Below are 14906 nucleotides of genomic sequence, written 5' to 3'. Positions count from 1 at the left end.
CCAACCGCCCGCCCGGCAAAGCGGCGAACCGGGCCCGGACGGCCCGACCCGGCCGGGAGCTGCCGGCCATAGGATCAGCGCATGACTCCGGAAGAGGTCGGCCGCCGCGTGGTCGCGCTGCTCGCGCCCGTCGAGGCCGCCGCGTCGGTCTCCGGCGGTCAGGGGTACGCCCGGGCCACCGTCGACGTACCGCCGGCGAGCTGGGCGGACGCGGTGCGCGCGGCGCGCGACGACGCCGAGCTGGGCTGCGACTTCCTCGACTGGCTGTCGGCGGTGGATGAGCTGGCCGACGGCTTCGACGTGGTGGCGCACCTCTGGTCGGTGCGGCACCGGCACGGGCTGCTGCTGCGCACCCGGGTCCCCCGGGACACGCCGGTCGTGGCCTCGGTGGTCGACGTCTTCCCCGGCGCGGCGTGGCACGAGCGGGAGACCCACGAGATGTTCGGCATCGACTTCGCCGGGCACGGCGAGCTGCGGCCACTGCTGCTGCCCCCGGAGTTCGAGGGGCACCCACTGCGCAAGGAGTTCGTGCTGGCCTCCCGCGTGGCGAAGCCGTGGCCGGGCGCGAAGGAGCCGGGCGAGTCGGAGGCGGGCGGCGGTCGCCGGCCGGTCCGGCCGCCGGGCGTGCCCGCGCCGGGGGAGTGGGGGACGACGCCCACGCCGGCCGGCGCGGCCGGCGTCGGCGAGGGCCCACGCGGCGGTACGCCGGCCCGCCCGGCCCGCGAGCGCCCCGCGCGCCCGGCCCCGGGTGAACGCCCGGCCCGGCGGGAACCCGCCCCGCCGCCGGCGGAACCCGGCCCGCTCGGGCGCCCGCTGCCGGGGGAGCGACCGACCGGTCCGCCGCGGCAGGAACCGGCGGACGACCGGCCCGCCGGCCCGGCCCGGCCCGACGCGGGCTCCGGCGTCGAGGCGGGGGAGGACTGATGCCGGACTGGTTGGAGCTGGTCCTGCGGGTGGCCGGAGTGCTGGTCGCGTTCCTCACCCTGCCGCTGATCGTCGGCCAGGCCGAGCACAAGGTGATGGCGCACATGCAGGGCCGGCTCGGCCCGATGTACGCGGGCGGCTTCCACGGCTGGGCGCAGCTCGTCGCGGACGGCATCAAGTTCGTGCAGAAGGAGGACGTCACCCCGCGCGAGGCGGACCGGCCGGTGTTCCGGCTGGCGCCGGCGGTGGCGCTGGTGCCGTACCTGCTGGTGCTGCTGGTCATCCCGCTCGGCCCCGCGGGCCTGGTCGCCCAGCCGCTGGACATCGGCCTGTTCTTCGTGCTCGCCGTGGTGGGCATCGGAGTGCTGGCGGTGCTCATGTCGGCCTGGGCGTCGGCCAACAAGTACAGCCTGCTCGGCGGGCTGCGCGGCGCGGCCCAGTTGCTCGGCTACGAGCTGCCGCTGGTGTTGGCCGCCGCCTCGGTGGCGATGGCGGCCGGCACGCTGAGCCTGAGCGGCATCGTCGAGGCGTGGCGGCCGTGGTGGCTGCTCTGGCAGGCGCCGGCCATGGTGATCTTCTTCGTGGCCGGGCTGGCCGAGATCCGCCGCCCGCCGTTCGACATGCCGGTGGCCGACTCCGAGCTGGTCTTCGGCTACATGACCGAGTACACCGGCCTGCGTTTCGCGTTCTTCCTGCTCGCCGAGTACGTCGGCATCGTGGTGATCGCGGCGCTGACCACGGTGCTCTTCCTCGGCGGCTGGCAGGGCCCGTTCGCCGACGCGCAGCTCGGTTGGCTGTGGACGCTGCTCAAGGTGTTCGCCGTGGCGTTCGTGATCATCTGGCTGCGGGTGAGCTACCCCCGGCTCCGCGAGGATCAGCTCCAACGCCTCTGCTGGCTGGTCCTGGTCCCCCTCGCGTTGGCCCAGCTCGTCCTCACCGTCGCCGTCCGCCTGGCGCTGTAAGGCGGGGCCCCCTCTTAACGCATTCCGCACAGGAGGGGGCCCCGCTTAACGCCACAGCTCAGCGCAGGGGAGTGTGGGCGGGGTCCACGCGCTCGGCGGGGGGCGGAGGCGGGGGTGGGGTGCCGTCGCCGAAGGGGCGACCGCCCAGATCCTCGCGGCCGTGCGGGGTCAGCCAGTTCGACAGGTCCGGGCCGAGCGGCACGATGCCGGTCGGGTTGATGTCCCGGTGGACCTCGTAGTAGTGCCGCTTGATGTGGTCGAAGTCGATCGTGTCGCCGAAGCCCGGCGTCTGGAACAGGTCCCGGGCGTACGCCCAGAGCACCGGCATCTCGCTCAGCTTCTGCCGGTTGCACTTGAAGTGCCCGTGGTAGACCGGGTCGAAGCGGGCCAGCGTGGTGAACAGCCGCACGTCCGCCTCGGTGATCGTGTCGCCGACCAGGTAACGCTGGCCGGTCAGCCGCTCGCTCAGCCAGTCCAGCCGGTCGAAGAGCCGGTGGTACGCCTTGTCGTACGCCTCCTGGCTGCCGGCGAAGCCGCACCGGTAGACACCGTTGTTGACGTCGGCGAAGACGACCTTGTTGACCTCGTCGATCTCGGCGCGCAGCGGCTCCGGGTACAGCTCCGGCGCGCCCGGCCGGTGGTACGCGGTCCACTCGGTGGACAGGTCCAGGCTCATCTGCGCGTAGTCGTTGGTCACCACCTGGCCGGTGGGCACGTCGACAAGCGCCGGCACGGTGATGCCCCGCTCGTACCCGGGGAAGCGGGCGAAGTAGGCGTCGGCGAGCCGCTCGATGCCGAGCACCGGGTCCTTGCCGCCGGGGTCGAGGTCGAACGTCCAGCTCCGCTTGTCGTGCGTGGGACCGGCCACGGCCTGCGAGATGGCGTCCTCCAGCCCGAGCAGCCGGCGCACGATGATCAGCCGGTTCGCCCACGGGCAGGCCCGGCTGACCGCCAGCCGGTAGCGGCCCGGTTCCACCGGCCAGCCGTCCCGTCCGTCGGCGGTGATCCGGGTCGCGATGTACCGCTGGTCGCGGGTGAACTCGCCGCCCGGTTCCACGTACTTGCCGCCGGTCCGGTCGAGGATCTCGTCGTCGCTGCCGCCCACGCCCACCTCCCAGGTTGTCGTCGCCTCCCATCATGGTCGCTCGGACCGGTCCCGGCAGTTCGAGCGGCGGAGACGGCCGCCACGACCGTTCGAGCGGCGGAGACGGCCGCCACGACCGTCCGAGCGGTGGAGACCGTCGCGCCGGTCCGTCCCGGCGGGCCGGGTGCCGTCGAGCCGGCATAGGCTGCCGGCCGTGACCGATCTGGAGGCGGCGGCCCGACGTTTCATCGCCGACGTGTGGAACGCCGGCCGCGAGGAGAGCGCGTACGAGCTGGTGGCCCCGGAGTGCCCCGGGCTGGGCGGCGCCGGGCCGGACGCGGTGCTGGCCGGGCACCGGGACCGGCGGGCGTCCTTCCCGGACCTGCGCTACAAGATCGTCGAGCTGGTGCCGGGCGACGGGCGGGTCGCGGTGCACTGGCGGGCGGCCGGCACCCAGGCCGGGCAGTTCGGCCCGGTGCCGCCGACCGGGCGGGTGGTCAGCTACTCCGGGGCGTCGTTCCTGCGCTTCGACGACGCCGGGCGGATCGTGGACGTGTGGAGCGTCAACGAGCTGTTCCAGGTGCTCCAGCAGCTCGGTGTGGAGATGTTGCCGCCGCTCACACCCGGCGGGGCGTGATCCGGCTGATCGGCAGGTTCACCGGGAACGGCTCGCCGGTGTCGACGAACGTGGTCCACCGACCGGTCTCCGTGTAGACCTCGTGCACCGGATCGATCTTGTAGGTGTGGACGACGAGACCCTCGTCCTCGATCTCGATCCGCCAGTGGAACGGGATGCCGGCCTGCGCGTAGAGCGCCGGCTTGAGAACACGGTCGATGGACCGGGTGCTGGGCGAGACGATCTCCACGGCGAGCACCACCTCGTGCGGCTCGTACCGGGACGGCTCGCGGGCGGCGGCTGCCGCGGTGGTGACCAGCACGTCCGGGATGAAGAAGCGGTCCCGGTCGAGCCGCACCCCCACCGCCTGGGTCACGTCGTACCCGGCGGGGCAGTCCTCGTCGAGGGCCACCATGAGCAGGGCAGCGATGCTCTGGTGCGTCCGGCCGCGCAGGGACAGGAGCATCGCGCCGTCGACCAGTTCGCGACGGCGACCGTCCTCCGGCAGCAGGTCCAGGTGATCGGTCGTCCAGCCGCCCACCGGCGGGCGCAGACTCTCCAGGTCGGCGGTCATCGACCGGCCCTTCCCGGTGTGTCGTTCTCCCCGCGCTCACGATAGCGCCGCCAAGAGTCGGGTGGTGGTCGCGCGCGCCGGGGGCACAGGGCAGGATGGGCGGCATGAGCGAGCACGGTGGAGTGCCCGGCGGCGGGCTGGTGAAGGGCCTGGCGGTCACGTTGAAGACGATGACCCGCCGGTCGACCACCCAGCAGTACCCGGACGTGGCGCCCGAGCTGCCGCCCCGCTCCCGTGGCGTGATCGCGCTGCTGGAGGAGAACTGCACGGTCTGCATGCTGTGCGCCCGGGAGTGCCCGGACTGGTGCATCTACATCGACTCGCACAAGGAGGAGGTGGCGGTGCCCGGCGCCGCCCGCCCCCGGCAGCGCAACGTGCTCGACAAGTTCGACATCGACTTCTCGCTCTGCATGTACTGCGGCATCTGCATCGAGGTCTGCCCGTTCGACGCGCTCTACTGGTCGCCCGAGTTCGAGTACGCCGAGTACGACATCAAGGACCTGCTGCACGACAAGGACCACCTGGGCGAGTGGATGGGCACCGTACCGCCGCCGCCGGCCCACGACCCGCTCGGCGACCCCTCGAAGGAGGAGACCACCGCCGCCCGCAAGGCCGCCGCGCCCGCCGCCCGTCCGGCCCCGACCCGGGTACGCTCCGACGACGCCGACTCCCCGGGCGGAGGCGCGGCCTCATGACCGGTGCGGACGTGCTGCTGCTCGCGCTCGGCGCGGTGGCGGTGGGCGCGGGCGCGCTGGTGGTGGGCACCCGCCACCTGGTCCGGGCCGGGCTGTGGCTGGTGGTGTGCCTGGGCGCGCTGGCCGGCGACTACCTGGTGCTCACCGCCGAGCTGGTGGCCTGGGTGCAGGTGCTGATCTACGTGGGCGCGGTGGTGGTGCTGCTGTTGTTCGCGGTGATGCTGACCCGCGCCCCGATCGGCCCCTCGGACGACCTGGACCGCCCCGGCTGGCCGGCTGCGCTGGTCGGCGCCGGCAGCGGCCTCGGCCTGGCCGTGCTGCTTGTCGACGCGTTCCGGTGGTCGCGGGTGGAGTTGCCGGCGGCGGGGACCGCCGAGCGCCTCGGCGAGCAGGTGTTCCGGTCCTGGGTGCTGCCGTTCGAGGTGCTCTCGGTGCTGCTGCTGGCCGCGCTGGTCGGCGCGATCGTGCTCTCCCGCCCGGACATCGGCCGCCCGACCAGGCCCGTCGACGCCGCCGACCTGACCGTGGGCACCGGTCCGACCGTGGGCACCGGGCCGGCCGGCAGTTCCGGGCCGGCCGGCGAGTCCGGGCCGGCCGTCGGCCTGGAACCGGCCGCCGCAGCCGCCGACGAGGGCGGACGCCGGTGAGGCCGGTCATCCCGTACGTCACCGCCGCGCTGCTGTTCGGCCTCGGCGTGTACGGCGTGCTGCGTCGCCGCAACGCGGTGCTGGTGCTGATGGCGGTGGAGTTGATGCTGAACGCGGTCAACCTGGTGCTGGTCACCGCGGACACCACGGTCCGGGCCGCGTTGCCGCACTCCGGGCAGGTGTTCGCGCTGTTCGTGATCGTGCTGGCCGCCGCCGAGATCGGCGTGGGGCTGGCCATCGTGCTCCAGCTCTACCGGCTGCGGGCCAGCGTCACTGTCGACGACGTTCCGCTGGCCGAGCGGTCCTCGGAAGGCGCGGCCCGATGAGCGCGTCGACGGTCTGGCCGGCGGCGGTGCTGCCGGCCGCGCCGCTGGTCGCCGGCCTGCTCGGGCTGCTGTTGCCGCCCGCGTCGCACGGGGACCGGGCGCCGGCCCGGAAGCTGGCGGTCGGGCTGGGGGTGACCGGCGCGGCGGTGGCGTCGTTGGCCGCGCTGGCGTTGCTGGTCCGTGTGGACGGGCCGGTGGAGGCGGCCACCACCTGGGTCGAGGTGGGCGGGCTGAGGGTCACGCTGGGCCTGCGGCTGGACGGCGTGGCCGTGCTGGTCGCCACCGCGGTCACCGTGGTGGCGCTGGCCGTGCAGGTCTACTCGACCGGTTACCTGCGTCGCGGGCCGCACGACGACGTGGACGTGGACCACCGCTACCCGCCGTACGCGGCGCAGCTCAGCCTCTTCACCGCCGCCATGCTGACCGTGGTGGTCTCCGGCGACCTGATCATGCTGCTGGTCGGTTGGGAGGTGATGGGCATCTGCTCGTACCTGCTCATCGCCCACGACCGGCGGCTGCCGGAGGCGCCCGGCGCGGCGGTGAAGGCGTTCCTGGTCACCCGCGTGGGTGATGTGGGCTTCCTGCTCGGCATCGCGCTGCTCGGCGTGGGCGCGGGCAGTTTCCGGATCGCCGACGTGCTGGCGCACGACTACGGCACCGGCACGCTGACCGCCGCCTGTCTGCTGCTGCTGGCCGGCGTGGCCGGCAAGAGCGCCCAGTTCCCGCTGCACACCTGGCTGCCGGACGCGATGGCCGGCCCGACGCCGGTCTCCGCGCTGATCCACGCCGCGACCATGGTCGCCGCCGGGGTCTACGCGGTGGCCCGGCTGTTCCCGCTGTTCGAGCGGGCCCCGGCCGCGCTCGCCGTGCTGGGCGTGATGGCGGCGGTCACCATGCTGCTGGGCGCGTTCGCGGCCACCGCCCAGGACGACCTCAAGCGGGTGCTGGCCTGGTCGACGGTCTCCCAGATCGGGTACATGACCGGCGCGCTCGCGGTCGGCGCGCCGGCCGCCGCGCTGTTCCACCTGCTCACCCATGCCGCGTTCAAGGCGCTGCTGTTCCTCGCCGCCGGTGCGGTGATCCACGCGGTGGGCACCACGCTGATGTCCCGGATGGGTGGCCTGCGCGCCGCCATGCCGGTCACGTTCTGGTGCATGCTGGTGGGGCTCGGCGCGCTGGCCGGGGTGCCGCCGCTGTCCGGTTTCTGGAGCAAGGACGGCGTGCTGGCCGCCGCCGAGGCCGCCGCGCTCGACGACGCCGGCCCGACCGCGCCGTGGGTGGGCTGGCTGGTCTGGCTGGCCGGGCTGCTGGGGGTGGCGGTCACCGCCTGGTACGCGACCCGCCTGCTGCTGCGCGTGTTCTTCGGCGCGACCCGTACGCCGCTGCTCCGACCGCACGATCCGCCGGCGTCGCTGCGCTGGCCGGTGCTGCTGCTGGCGGTGCCGGCGGCGCTGCTCGGGCTGGCCGCGTTCGCGCCCTGGTTCGCCGACCGTCTGCGGGTGCCGGGTGACGCCTCCGGCGAGGCGGTCGAGCTGGTGCACCTGGCGCCGAACCTGATCCTGCCGTTCCTGCTGCTGGTGGCCGGCGCGGGCGTGGCCTGGGCCGGCTGGCGTCGGGACCCGGCCGCCGACCCGGCCCGCTTCCTGGGTCCGCTGCGGCCGGTGTTCGCCCGGGCGTTCCGGCTCGACGACGTCCAGCACGCCCTGGTCGTACGCCCGACCGGCGCGTTGGCGCGGGCCGTGCGGGCCGGCGACGAGCTGGGCGTGGACGGCCTGGTCGAGGGCGCCGGCCGGGCGGCGGTGGAGGCGGGCGGCGGGCTGGCCGCGCTGCACCGGGCGGCGCTGCCCCGCGCGGCGGCCGGCGTGCTGGCCGGCGCGTTGCTGATCGGCCTGGCGGTCGCCCTGATCGGAGTCACCTCATGACGTTCGGGCAGGTCCTGCTGGTGGCCGTGCTGGCGGTCCCGGCGCTGGGCGCGGTGGCGACCGCCGCCGTGCCGGGTGACCGGGCCGGCCGGCTGGTCGGCACCGTCGCCGCCGCGTTGACGCTGCTGGCGACGCTGCCGCTGGTCGGCGGCGAGCACGGCTGGTTCGGGTACGGTCCGCGCCCGGCGGTGCAGCCGTGGCACCGGCTCGACGTGCCCTGGGTGCCGGGCCTCGACCTGCGCTTCCACCTGGGCGTGGACGGCATCTCCTGGCCGCTGGTGGTGCTGACCGCGCTGCTCACGTTGCTGTGCTGCGGCTACACGTGGTGGCGGGTGCCGGCCGGTGGTGGCAGCGGGCGGGCGCTGGTGGCGTTGCTGCTGGTGGTCGAGGTGGGCATCCTCGGCACGTTCCTGGCGCTGGACCTGGTGCTGTTCTTCCTCTTCTTCGAGGTCGTCCTGCTGCCGATGTACGCGATCATCGCCGGCTGGGGTGGGGACGACCGGCGGCGGGCGGCCCGCAAGTTCGCGCTCTACACGCTGTTCGGCTCGGTGCTGCTGCTGGTCGGCGTCTACGTCGTGGTGGCCGCCGCGGGCACCGCCGACCTGGTCACGTTGACCGGCGGCGCCGGCCTGTCGCGGAGCACCCAGCTTGCCGCGTTCACGCTGCTGGCGTTGGCGTTCGCGGTGAAGAGCCCGCTGTGGCCGCTGCACTCGTGGCTGCCCGACGCGCACACCCAGGCGCCGACCGTGGGCAGCGTGATCCTGGCCGGGGTGCTGCTGAAGATGGGCACGTACGGGTTGATCCGGGTGGCGGTGGGGGTGGCCCCGGAGGGGGCCCGCTGGGCGTCGCCGGTGCTCGGCGCGCTCGCCGTCGCGGCCATTCTGATCGGTGGCCTGGTCTGCCTGGCGCAGGACGAGCTGAAGCGGCTGATCGCGTATTCGAGCGTGGGGCACATGGGTTTCGTGCTGCTGGGGGTGGCCACGCTCACCGCCACCGGCCTCCAGGCGGCGCTGATCGGCAACATCGCCCACGGGGTGCTCACGGGGCTGCTGTTCTTCCTGGCCGGGGCCGTCAAGGACCGGACGCACACCGGTTCGTTGGCCGAGCTGTCCGGGTTGCGGGAGACCGCGCCCCGGCTGGCCGGGCTGCTGGGCTTCGCGGCGGTGGCCTCGCTGGGGCTGCCCGGTCTGGCCGGCTTCTGGGGTGAGGCGTTCGCGGTGGTGGCGGCCGTGCGGCGGGGCGGCCCGCTGTGGCTGACGCTGGCGGTGCTGGCCGCGTTGGGCGGCGCGCTGGCCGCCGCGTACCTGTTGCGGTTGTTGCGTCGGGTCACCCACGGCCGGCCCTCCCCGGCGGTGGCCCCGCTCGGGCCGGGGCTGGCCGGCGCGGAGCTGACCGCGTGGGCGCCGCTGGTGCTGCTGGCGCTGGCGGTCGGCCTGGCCCCGGCGTTGGTCCTGTCCTACGCTTCCGGCCCGGTGGAGGCGCTGCTGGGGGTCGTGCCATGAGTCTGGTGCAGAGCGTCGACAACGTGGCGTTGCTGCCGGGCTACCTGGCCGCCGGCACCGCGATCCTGGTGCTCCTGGTGGACCTGCTGGTGGCCCGTCGGGCGGTGACGGTGGCGGTGGCGGCGCTCGGCGCGGCCGGCACCGCGGCCGGTGCGGCGCTGGTGGGCGCGGCCGGCACCCGGCGCACGTTCTGCGTCGACGCGGACTGCTCCTGGGTGTGGAACGGTCGGGCGGCGTTGGCGGCGGTGGTGATCGCGTTGCTCACGCTCGGCGTGCTGGCGATCTCCGGTCCGCTGCTGCGCGCCGGGCGCACGCCGGCCGGGGAATACTGCTTCCTGCTCGCCTGCGCGATGACCGGCGGCGTGGTGCTCGGCGCGGCCGGTGACCTGATCACGCTGATCGTGGCGTTGGAGACGTTGACGCTGCCGTTGTACGTGCTGGTCGGGCTGCGCCGGGCGAGCCTGGCCGGGGCCGAGGCGGCGGTGACGTTCTTCGTGGTCAGCGTGGTCGCCACCACGGTGACGCTGCTCGGCGCGGCGTTGCTCTACGCGGTCACCGGCAGCCTGCACCTGGACCGGCTCGGCGCCACCCTGGCCGCCCGGGACGACCTGACCGACCTGCCGCTGACCACTGTCGCGGTGGCGCTGGTGGTGGCCGGGCTGGCGTTCAAGATCGCCGCGGTGCCGTTCCACGCCTGGGCGCCGGCCACCTACGACGGAGCGCCGCTGCCGGTGGCCGCGTACCTGTCGACCGCGTCGAAGCTGGGCGGTGTGGTGGCGTTGCTGGCGGTGGTGCAGCGGGCGCTGCCGGGTGGGGTGACCGGTCCGGTGCTGGCGTTGCTGGCGGTGCTGACGATGACCGTGGGCAACCTGGTGGCGCTGCGTCAGCGGCGTACCGTGCGGTTGTTGGCCTGGTCGTCGGTGGCCCAGGCGGGCTACGTTCTGGCCCCGCTGGGCGCGTTGGCGCTGGCCGCCGGGCGCACCCCGGACGCCCGCGCCGGGGCGTACGCGGCAGCGGTCGCGTACGCCGTGTTCTTCGTGCTGCTGGAGTTGGCCGCGTTCGCCGCGGTGGTGGCGTTGCGGCCGGCGGACGGTGACGGCGGCACGCTCGCCGACCTGCGCGGCGCGGCGCGACGGCACCCGTGGGTGGGTGGCGCGTTCGCGTTGGCGCTGATCGGGCTGGCCGGGCTGCCGCCGGGCCTGGCCGGGCTGTTCGCCAAGGTGACGGTGGTGCGGTCGCTGCTGGCCGGGCACGCCGGCTGGCTGGCCCTGGTGGTGGCGTTGAACGCGGTGCTGGGCCTGGCCTACTACCTGCGCGTGACGGCGTCGCTCTACGCGGTGCCGAGCGGCGTCGCCCCGGCCCGACCGGCTCGCGCGGTGGCGGTCGCGCTCGGGGTGGCCACCGTGGCGGCCGTGGTGATCGGGGTCGCACCGCAGCTCGTGCTGGACGTGGCGGCCCGCTGACCGGTTCCTGCCCGGGTGGGCGGTCGGTTCAGCGGGTGCACAGGAATCCCCAGTCAACTTTCAGCCATGAGCCGGATGGTTGACGGGTACCGGTGTGTTGAACCGGTCAGCGGGTTCCCGTGTGGCCCCGCGGCACCGAAGGAGCGATCGTGCATCACAACCGTCTCAAGACCGCAGCGCTGCTCGGCCTGTTGACCTCGCTGATCCTCGCGGTCGGCTACTGGTTCGGCGGTAGCGGCGGTCTCGTCATCGCCGTGCTCGTCTCGTTGGTGATGAACGGCGTGACCTACTTCTACTCCGACAAGCTGGCCCTGCGTTCGATGAAGGCGCAGCCGGTCAGCGAGGCCCAGTTCCCCGAGCTCTACCGCATGGTGCGGGAGTTGTCCACGCAGGCCGGCAAGCCGATGCCCCGGCTCTACGTGAGCCCGACGTCGCAGCCGAACGCGTTTGCCACCGGGCGTAACCCGGAGCACGCGGCGGTCTGCGTCACGCAGGGCATCGTGGAGATCCTGGACTACCGGGAGCTGCGCGGCGTGATCGGGCACGAGTTGTCCCACGTCTACAACCGGGACATCCTGATCTCCAGCGTGGCGGCCGGTCTGGCCGGCATCATCACCATGCTGGCTAACATCGCCTGGTTCATCCCGTTGGGCTCCTCGGACGACGAGGACGGCCCGAACCCGGCGGTGCTGCTGCTCACCCTGATTCTCGGCCCGATCGCGGCCACCGTGATCCAGTTGGCGATCAGCCGCAGCCGGGAGTACCAGGCCGACCAGTCCGGCGCCGAGCTGAGTCGCGACCCGCTGGCCCTGGCCAGCGCGCTGAAGAAGATCCACATGGGTACGCAGGCCCGCCCGCTCGCGCCGCAGGGCCAGCTCGCCAGCACCGCGCACCTGATGATCGACAACCCGTTCAAGCGGGGCGGTGGCATCGCCGCGATGTTCGCCACCCATCCCCCGATGGAGCAGCGGGTGGCCCGGCTGGAGCAGATGGCCCGCAACTCCGGGCCGGTGCAGTTCCAGCGCTGACCCGTCCGTCCGTCACCCTCCGCCCGCGTCCGGCCCCGGACGCGGGCGGGGTCGCGTTCCGGCCGCCTCCCGAGGGGAGCCGGTCTCAGGCCGGTTCGGGAATCCGGTCCAGCCGGGTGAACAGCCCCACGACGAGCAGCAGCAGCCCCGACGCCAGATAGGCCGCGGCCGGACCGAACAGCGCGGCGGTGCCGCCGAGCAGGAAGATCCCGACGCCGGAGAGCATGATGTTGCCGGCCACCATGGTCGCCTCCACCTGCCCCATCCGCTCCCGGGGCGCCAACCGCGCGAACGTCGCCTGCGCGCCGATCAGCCAGCCGCCACCGGCGCCGATCAGCGCGTTCGCCACCGCCAGCGCCCAGAGCGGGGCGCCGATCACCACCAGCAGGCCGGCCAACAGGAACGCGGTGCCGAGCGCGCGGGTGGCCAGGACCTGGCCGGCGATCCGGGCCAGCCAGCTCCGACGCCCGACCACCAGCACGAACACGGCCCCACCGAACGACGAGGCGGCCAGCAGCACCGGTCGCCAGGCTCCGCCGGTCAGGTCCGGGGCGAGCGTCTCCGGCAGCGCCCCGGACAGCGCGGTGGTCACGGTGAGCAGCGCGACGCCGCGCAGGACCGGATGGCCGGCGATGATCCGCAGGCCGGCGGTGGCGGGTGGCCGGGGACCCCGGCTCTCCTGCCGGCCGACCGGCAGGCCGGCGAGCACCACGGCCGCGAGCAGGAACGACACCAGGTCGATCACCAGGGCCGTCCGGGGGCCGAGCGCCACCGTCATGCTCGCGCCGGCGACCAGGCCGACCACCTGGCCGCTCTGGTTCGCGAACGCGGAGAGCCCGAACAGCGGCAACCGCAGCGGCGCCGCCACCGCCTCGGCGGTGACCGCCACGTGCACGCTCGAATACCCGGCCCGGACCGCGCCGAGCAGCCCGGCGGCCACGATCGCCGGCAGCGGCTCGGGCACCACCACCGGTACGGCGATGAGCGCCGCGCCGGCCAGCGACAGCCCGACCAGCATGGTGCGTCGGGCCGGCACGTCCAGCCAGCCACTGAACACGGTCGCGACCAGCAGCGCGGGCAGTGTCCGGGCGGCGTAGACGGCGGCCGGCCCGAGCACCGAGTCGGTCTGGTCGTAGGCGAGCAGCAGCAGCGCGGCGAGCCCGACGAAGTCACCCAGCTCGGAGATGCCCCGGGCGATCAGCAGCCGGGACGCCACCGGATGCCGGAAGAGCGCCCGGTAGCCGGGCGTCGCGGGGTCGGTCATCGGGCTGACGGGTCCGCTGTCTCGACCCGCGACGGCGCACCCGCCGTGCCGCTCATCCGACCTCCGTAGACGCCGGCGGCCGACCCTGCCGCCGTTGGCATGGACTCAATTCGATGAGGAACCTACCCCGTACCGATCGGTACGGCAGCCCCTGTCCTCCGGTGAGATGTGCGGCGGCGGGAACCGGCCGGGGTCAGCGCTACTGCCCGCAGAGCCGTGCCTGGGAGAACGGCGGTCCCGGCGGCACGTGTCCCCGCCAGACATGGTTGATCGTGATGGCCAGCGTGGGGGCCTGCCAGGCCGCACCGAGCAGTTGGAACGTGCCGTACTCGCGCCGCTGCGACCGGATGTCCTCGCCGGAGAGGAACGCGATCGCCCGGTCGGTGATCGCCTTCTCCCCGAGCAGTCCCCCGTGCAGGGCGGGCACCTCGTAGACCGGGATCTGGGTGAACTGGCCGGGCGGGAGTTCCGTCGCGCTGACCGTGGGCAGGAAGGCGATCATCCGGACCCCGGGGACCGGGCACATGGTCTGGAACCGGTAGAACGGCGCATGGTCCAGCAGCGAGCGGATGAACGGCTCGTCCGGACTGTCGCCGCCCCCGCTGAGGCGGGCCGCCAGCGCGAAGATCCCGCGTAGCTGCCAGCCGGGGGTGATGCCCCAGCCCGCCGCCGCGTCCTCCGGGGGGTAGTAGTCGCGGGCGGCGCGGACCAGTGGGCTGAACATCAGCAGCGCCTTCACCGGGGAACTCGGCCGGTCGCGCAGGTAGGTCCGCCCGACCATCGCCCCTTCGCTCTCGCCGAGCAGCGCCACCGGCCGGCCGGTCCGGGCGTGCAGCGCGTCCACCTGCCGGGCGAGCAGGACCGAACTGGAGTCGAGCGAGCGGTGCGTGTCCCGGGACTGGTAGGGCTTCGGACGACCGGCGGCGTCCGGACCGGTGTAGGAGAACGTCTCCGCCATCGGGTCGACGGCGGGCCGCCCGTCGTACCGCGAGTTGTGCGGGCCGATCACGATCACCGCGTACCGGACCGAGGCGGGCAGCCGTCGGTCGAGCAGCAGCGGCCGGAACGCGCCCACCTGGTACGACGGACTCGACGTCACCACCTGCGCCGCCAGCGGGATGGCCAGTGCGAGCACCACGACGAACGGGGTCACCGGCACCCGGGGCCAGTGGACCCGGGACGGCAGCAGCGCCGCGCGTACCGACCGGTTCCACAGCAGGCCGTTGGCGGCCCCGGCGAGTGCCGCCACCAGCAGCGTCCACCAGCCGGGCACCCGCCAGACCACCGCGCCGGCGACGGTGATCACCACGAAGTCGAGCAGCGACCAGCCGACCAGCGCCGCCGACGGCAGGCCGCGCCATCCGTGGGAGTTGACCGCGGCCCGTTGCAGGAACGGCGCGAGCAGCAGCATCGGCCCCACCGCGGCGAACACGAACCAGGACAGCGACACCACGCCCGCGGCGACGGCGAGCGCGGCGAACGGGGTGACGATCACCGCGGTCAACGCCGCGATCCCCAGGTTGCGCAGCAGGATCCGCCGGCTGGCCGGCCGGGGCGCCTCGACCGGCCAGGCGAGGCTCACCAGGGCCGCGCAGAACAGCCCTCGCAGCCCGATGACGACCACCAGCCCGAGCACGTACGCCTGCCAGGAGTCGTGGTAGACCAGCAGCCACCGCATGTCGGTGTACGAGTCGTACGGCCAGACCGCCGAGCCCTGCGGCGAGAGGCCCTCCGCGCTGCGGAAGTCAAGCGCCAGGAACAGCACGTTCTGGAGCACCGGGACGGCCGCGGCGAGCGCGACGAGCCCGAGCAACCTGCCCCTCGGGTGGCTCACCGCGCTCCTCCTCGACCCCGGTATCCCTCCCGACTCTCCGACGCCTGGTGGCCGCGGCGGGACGG

General features: G+C 74.1%; 14 protein-coding genes. 10 read left to right on the top strand and 4 right to left on the bottom strand.

From position 1 onward, the window contains the following. Positions 1-81 precede the first annotated feature (81 nt). Both AB0B02_RS08320 and nuoH read left to right on the top strand, forming a co-directional pair. Positions 82-924 carry an NADH-quinone oxidoreductase subunit C gene (locus AB0B02_RS08320; protein WP_281938175.1) on the top strand — a complete coding sequence of 281 codons (843 nt, stop codon included), beginning with the start codon at positions 82-84 and terminating at the stop codon, positions 922-924. Continuing rightward, on the top strand, positions 924-1886 hold the full coding sequence (gene nuoH, locus AB0B02_RS08315) for an NADH-quinone oxidoreductase subunit NuoH (protein ID WP_343445002.1): 963 nt from the start codon (positions 924-926) through the stop codon (positions 1884-1886). The genes AB0B02_RS08320 and nuoH overlap by 1 nt, the downstream gene beginning before the upstream one ends. Positions 1887-1944: 58 nt before the next feature. On the opposite strand, the gene AB0B02_RS08310 is transcribed toward nuoH, so the two are convergent. Then, positions 1945-2997 (bottom strand): glutathione S-transferase C-terminal domain-containing protein, encoded by a 1053-nt coding sequence (locus AB0B02_RS08310; protein ID WP_281938172.1) that lies wholly within the window; start codon positions 2995-2997, stop codon positions 1945-1947. A gap of 187 nt (positions 2998-3184) precedes the next feature. Between AB0B02_RS08310 and AB0B02_RS08305 the strand changes: the two genes are divergently transcribed. After that, positions 3185-3607, top strand: a complete 423-nt coding sequence (locus AB0B02_RS08305; RefSeq protein WP_357298143.1) for an ester cyclase — start codon at positions 3185-3187, stop codon at positions 3605-3607. Here AB0B02_RS08305 and AB0B02_RS08300 read toward each other — a convergent pair. Then, positions 3588-4160, bottom strand: a complete 573-nt coding sequence (locus tag AB0B02_RS08300) for a Uma2 family endonuclease (protein WP_357298140.1) — start codon at positions 4158-4160, stop codon at positions 3588-3590. The two genes, AB0B02_RS08305 and AB0B02_RS08300, sit on opposite strands and share 20 nt — an antisense overlap. Before the next feature lie 104 nt (positions 4161-4264). Here AB0B02_RS08300 and AB0B02_RS08295 point away from each other — a divergent pair, with 104 nt between their 5' ends. The 7 genes from AB0B02_RS08295 to htpX all read left to right on the top strand — a co-directional run bounded on the left by AB0B02_RS08295 (position 4265) and on the right by htpX (position 11743). Next, entirely contained in the window at positions 4265-4855 is a 591-nt protein-coding gene (locus tag AB0B02_RS08295; protein ID WP_107157406.1) for an NADH-quinone oxidoreductase subunit I, read from the top strand. Next, positions 4852-5502 carry an NADH-quinone oxidoreductase subunit J gene (locus AB0B02_RS08290; protein WP_357298134.1) on the top strand — a complete coding sequence of 217 codons (651 nt, stop codon included), beginning with the start codon at positions 4852-4854 and terminating at the stop codon, positions 5500-5502. Before AB0B02_RS08295 ends, AB0B02_RS08290 begins: the two co-directional genes overlap by 4 nt. Then, positions 5499-5828 (top strand): NADH-quinone oxidoreductase subunit NuoK, encoded by a 330-nt coding sequence (gene nuoK, locus AB0B02_RS08285; protein WP_357298130.1) that lies wholly within the window; start codon positions 5499-5501, stop codon positions 5826-5828. The genes AB0B02_RS08290 and nuoK overlap by 4 nt, the downstream gene beginning before the upstream one ends. Further along, the gene (locus AB0B02_RS08280) at positions 5825-7750 is read left to right on the top strand and encodes an NADH-quinone oxidoreductase subunit L (RefSeq protein WP_357298127.1); all 1926 of its coding nucleotides are present in this window, start codon (positions 5825-5827) and stop codon (positions 7748-7750) included. The genes nuoK and AB0B02_RS08280 overlap by 4 nt, the downstream gene beginning before the upstream one ends. After that, positions 7747-9252: an NADH-quinone oxidoreductase subunit M gene (locus tag AB0B02_RS08275; protein WP_281938161.1), complete on the top strand. Its 1506-nt coding sequence runs from the start codon at positions 7747-7749 to the stop codon at positions 9250-9252. The genes AB0B02_RS08280 and AB0B02_RS08275 overlap by 4 nt, the downstream gene beginning before the upstream one ends. Continuing rightward, positions 9249-10715 carry a proton-conducting transporter membrane subunit gene (locus tag AB0B02_RS08270; RefSeq protein WP_281938159.1) on the top strand — a complete coding sequence of 489 codons (1467 nt, stop codon included), beginning with the start codon at positions 9249-9251 and terminating at the stop codon, positions 10713-10715. The genes AB0B02_RS08275 and AB0B02_RS08270 overlap by 4 nt, the downstream gene beginning before the upstream one ends. 149 nt (positions 10716-10864) lie before the next feature. Beyond that, positions 10865-11743 (top strand): zinc metalloprotease HtpX, encoded by an 879-nt coding sequence (gene htpX, locus AB0B02_RS08265; RefSeq protein ID WP_281938157.1) that lies wholly within the window; start codon positions 10865-10867, stop codon positions 11741-11743. Positions 11744-11828: 85 nt separating this feature from the next. Here the strand turns inward: htpX and AB0B02_RS08260 are convergent, their stop codons facing one another. Both AB0B02_RS08260 and AB0B02_RS08255 read right to left on the bottom strand, forming a co-directional pair. Then, on the bottom strand, positions 11829-13007 hold the full coding sequence (locus tag AB0B02_RS08260) for an MFS transporter (RefSeq protein WP_357298122.1): 1179 nt from the start codon (positions 13005-13007) through the stop codon (positions 11829-11831). Positions 13008-13206: 199 nt separating this feature from the next. After that, on the bottom strand, positions 13207-14841 hold the full coding sequence (locus tag AB0B02_RS08255; protein ID WP_357298119.1) for a hypothetical protein: 1635 nt from the start codon (positions 14839-14841) through the stop codon (positions 13207-13209). Between the last annotated feature and the right edge of the window lie 65 nt (positions 14842-14906).

This window comes from Micromonospora sp. NPDC049240, from assembly GCF_040647835.1.
Lineage (GTDB): Bacteria > Actinomycetota > Actinomycetes > Mycobacteriales > Micromonosporaceae > Micromonospora.
Note: the sequence above shows the minus strand (reverse complement) of the source record. Positions and strands in the feature narration are given on the sequence as shown.

Coding starts and splice junctions, on each gene's coding strand:
- AB0B02_RS08320 (WP_281938175.1), top strand. CDS start 82: ATGACTCCGGAAGAGGTCGGCCGCCGCGTGGTCGCGCTGCTCGCGCCC.
- nuoH (WP_343445002.1), top strand. CDS start 924: ATGCCGGACTGGTTGGAGCTGGTCCTGCGGGTGGCCGGAGTGCTGGTC.
- AB0B02_RS08300 (WP_357298140.1), bottom strand. CDS start 4,160: ATGACCGCCGACCTGGAGAGTCTGCGCCCGCCGGTGGGCGGCTGGACG.
- AB0B02_RS08295 (WP_107157406.1), top strand. CDS start 4,265: ATGAGCGAGCACGGTGGAGTGCCCGGCGGCGGGCTGGTGAAGGGCCTG.
- AB0B02_RS08290 (WP_357298134.1), top strand. CDS start 4,852: ATGACCGGTGCGGACGTGCTGCTGCTCGCGCTCGGCGCGGTGGCGGTG.
- AB0B02_RS08280 (WP_357298127.1), top strand. CDS start 5,825: ATGAGCGCGTCGACGGTCTGGCCGGCGGCGGTGCTGCCGGCCGCGCCG.
- AB0B02_RS08275 (WP_281938161.1), top strand. CDS start 7,747: ATGACGTTCGGGCAGGTCCTGCTGGTGGCCGTGCTGGCGGTCCCGGCG.
- AB0B02_RS08270 (WP_281938159.1), top strand. CDS start 9,249: ATGAGTCTGGTGCAGAGCGTCGACAACGTGGCGTTGCTGCCGGGCTAC.
- AB0B02_RS08260 (WP_357298122.1), bottom strand. CDS start 13,007: ATGACCGACCCCGCGACGCCCGGCTACCGGGCGCTCTTCCGGCATCCG.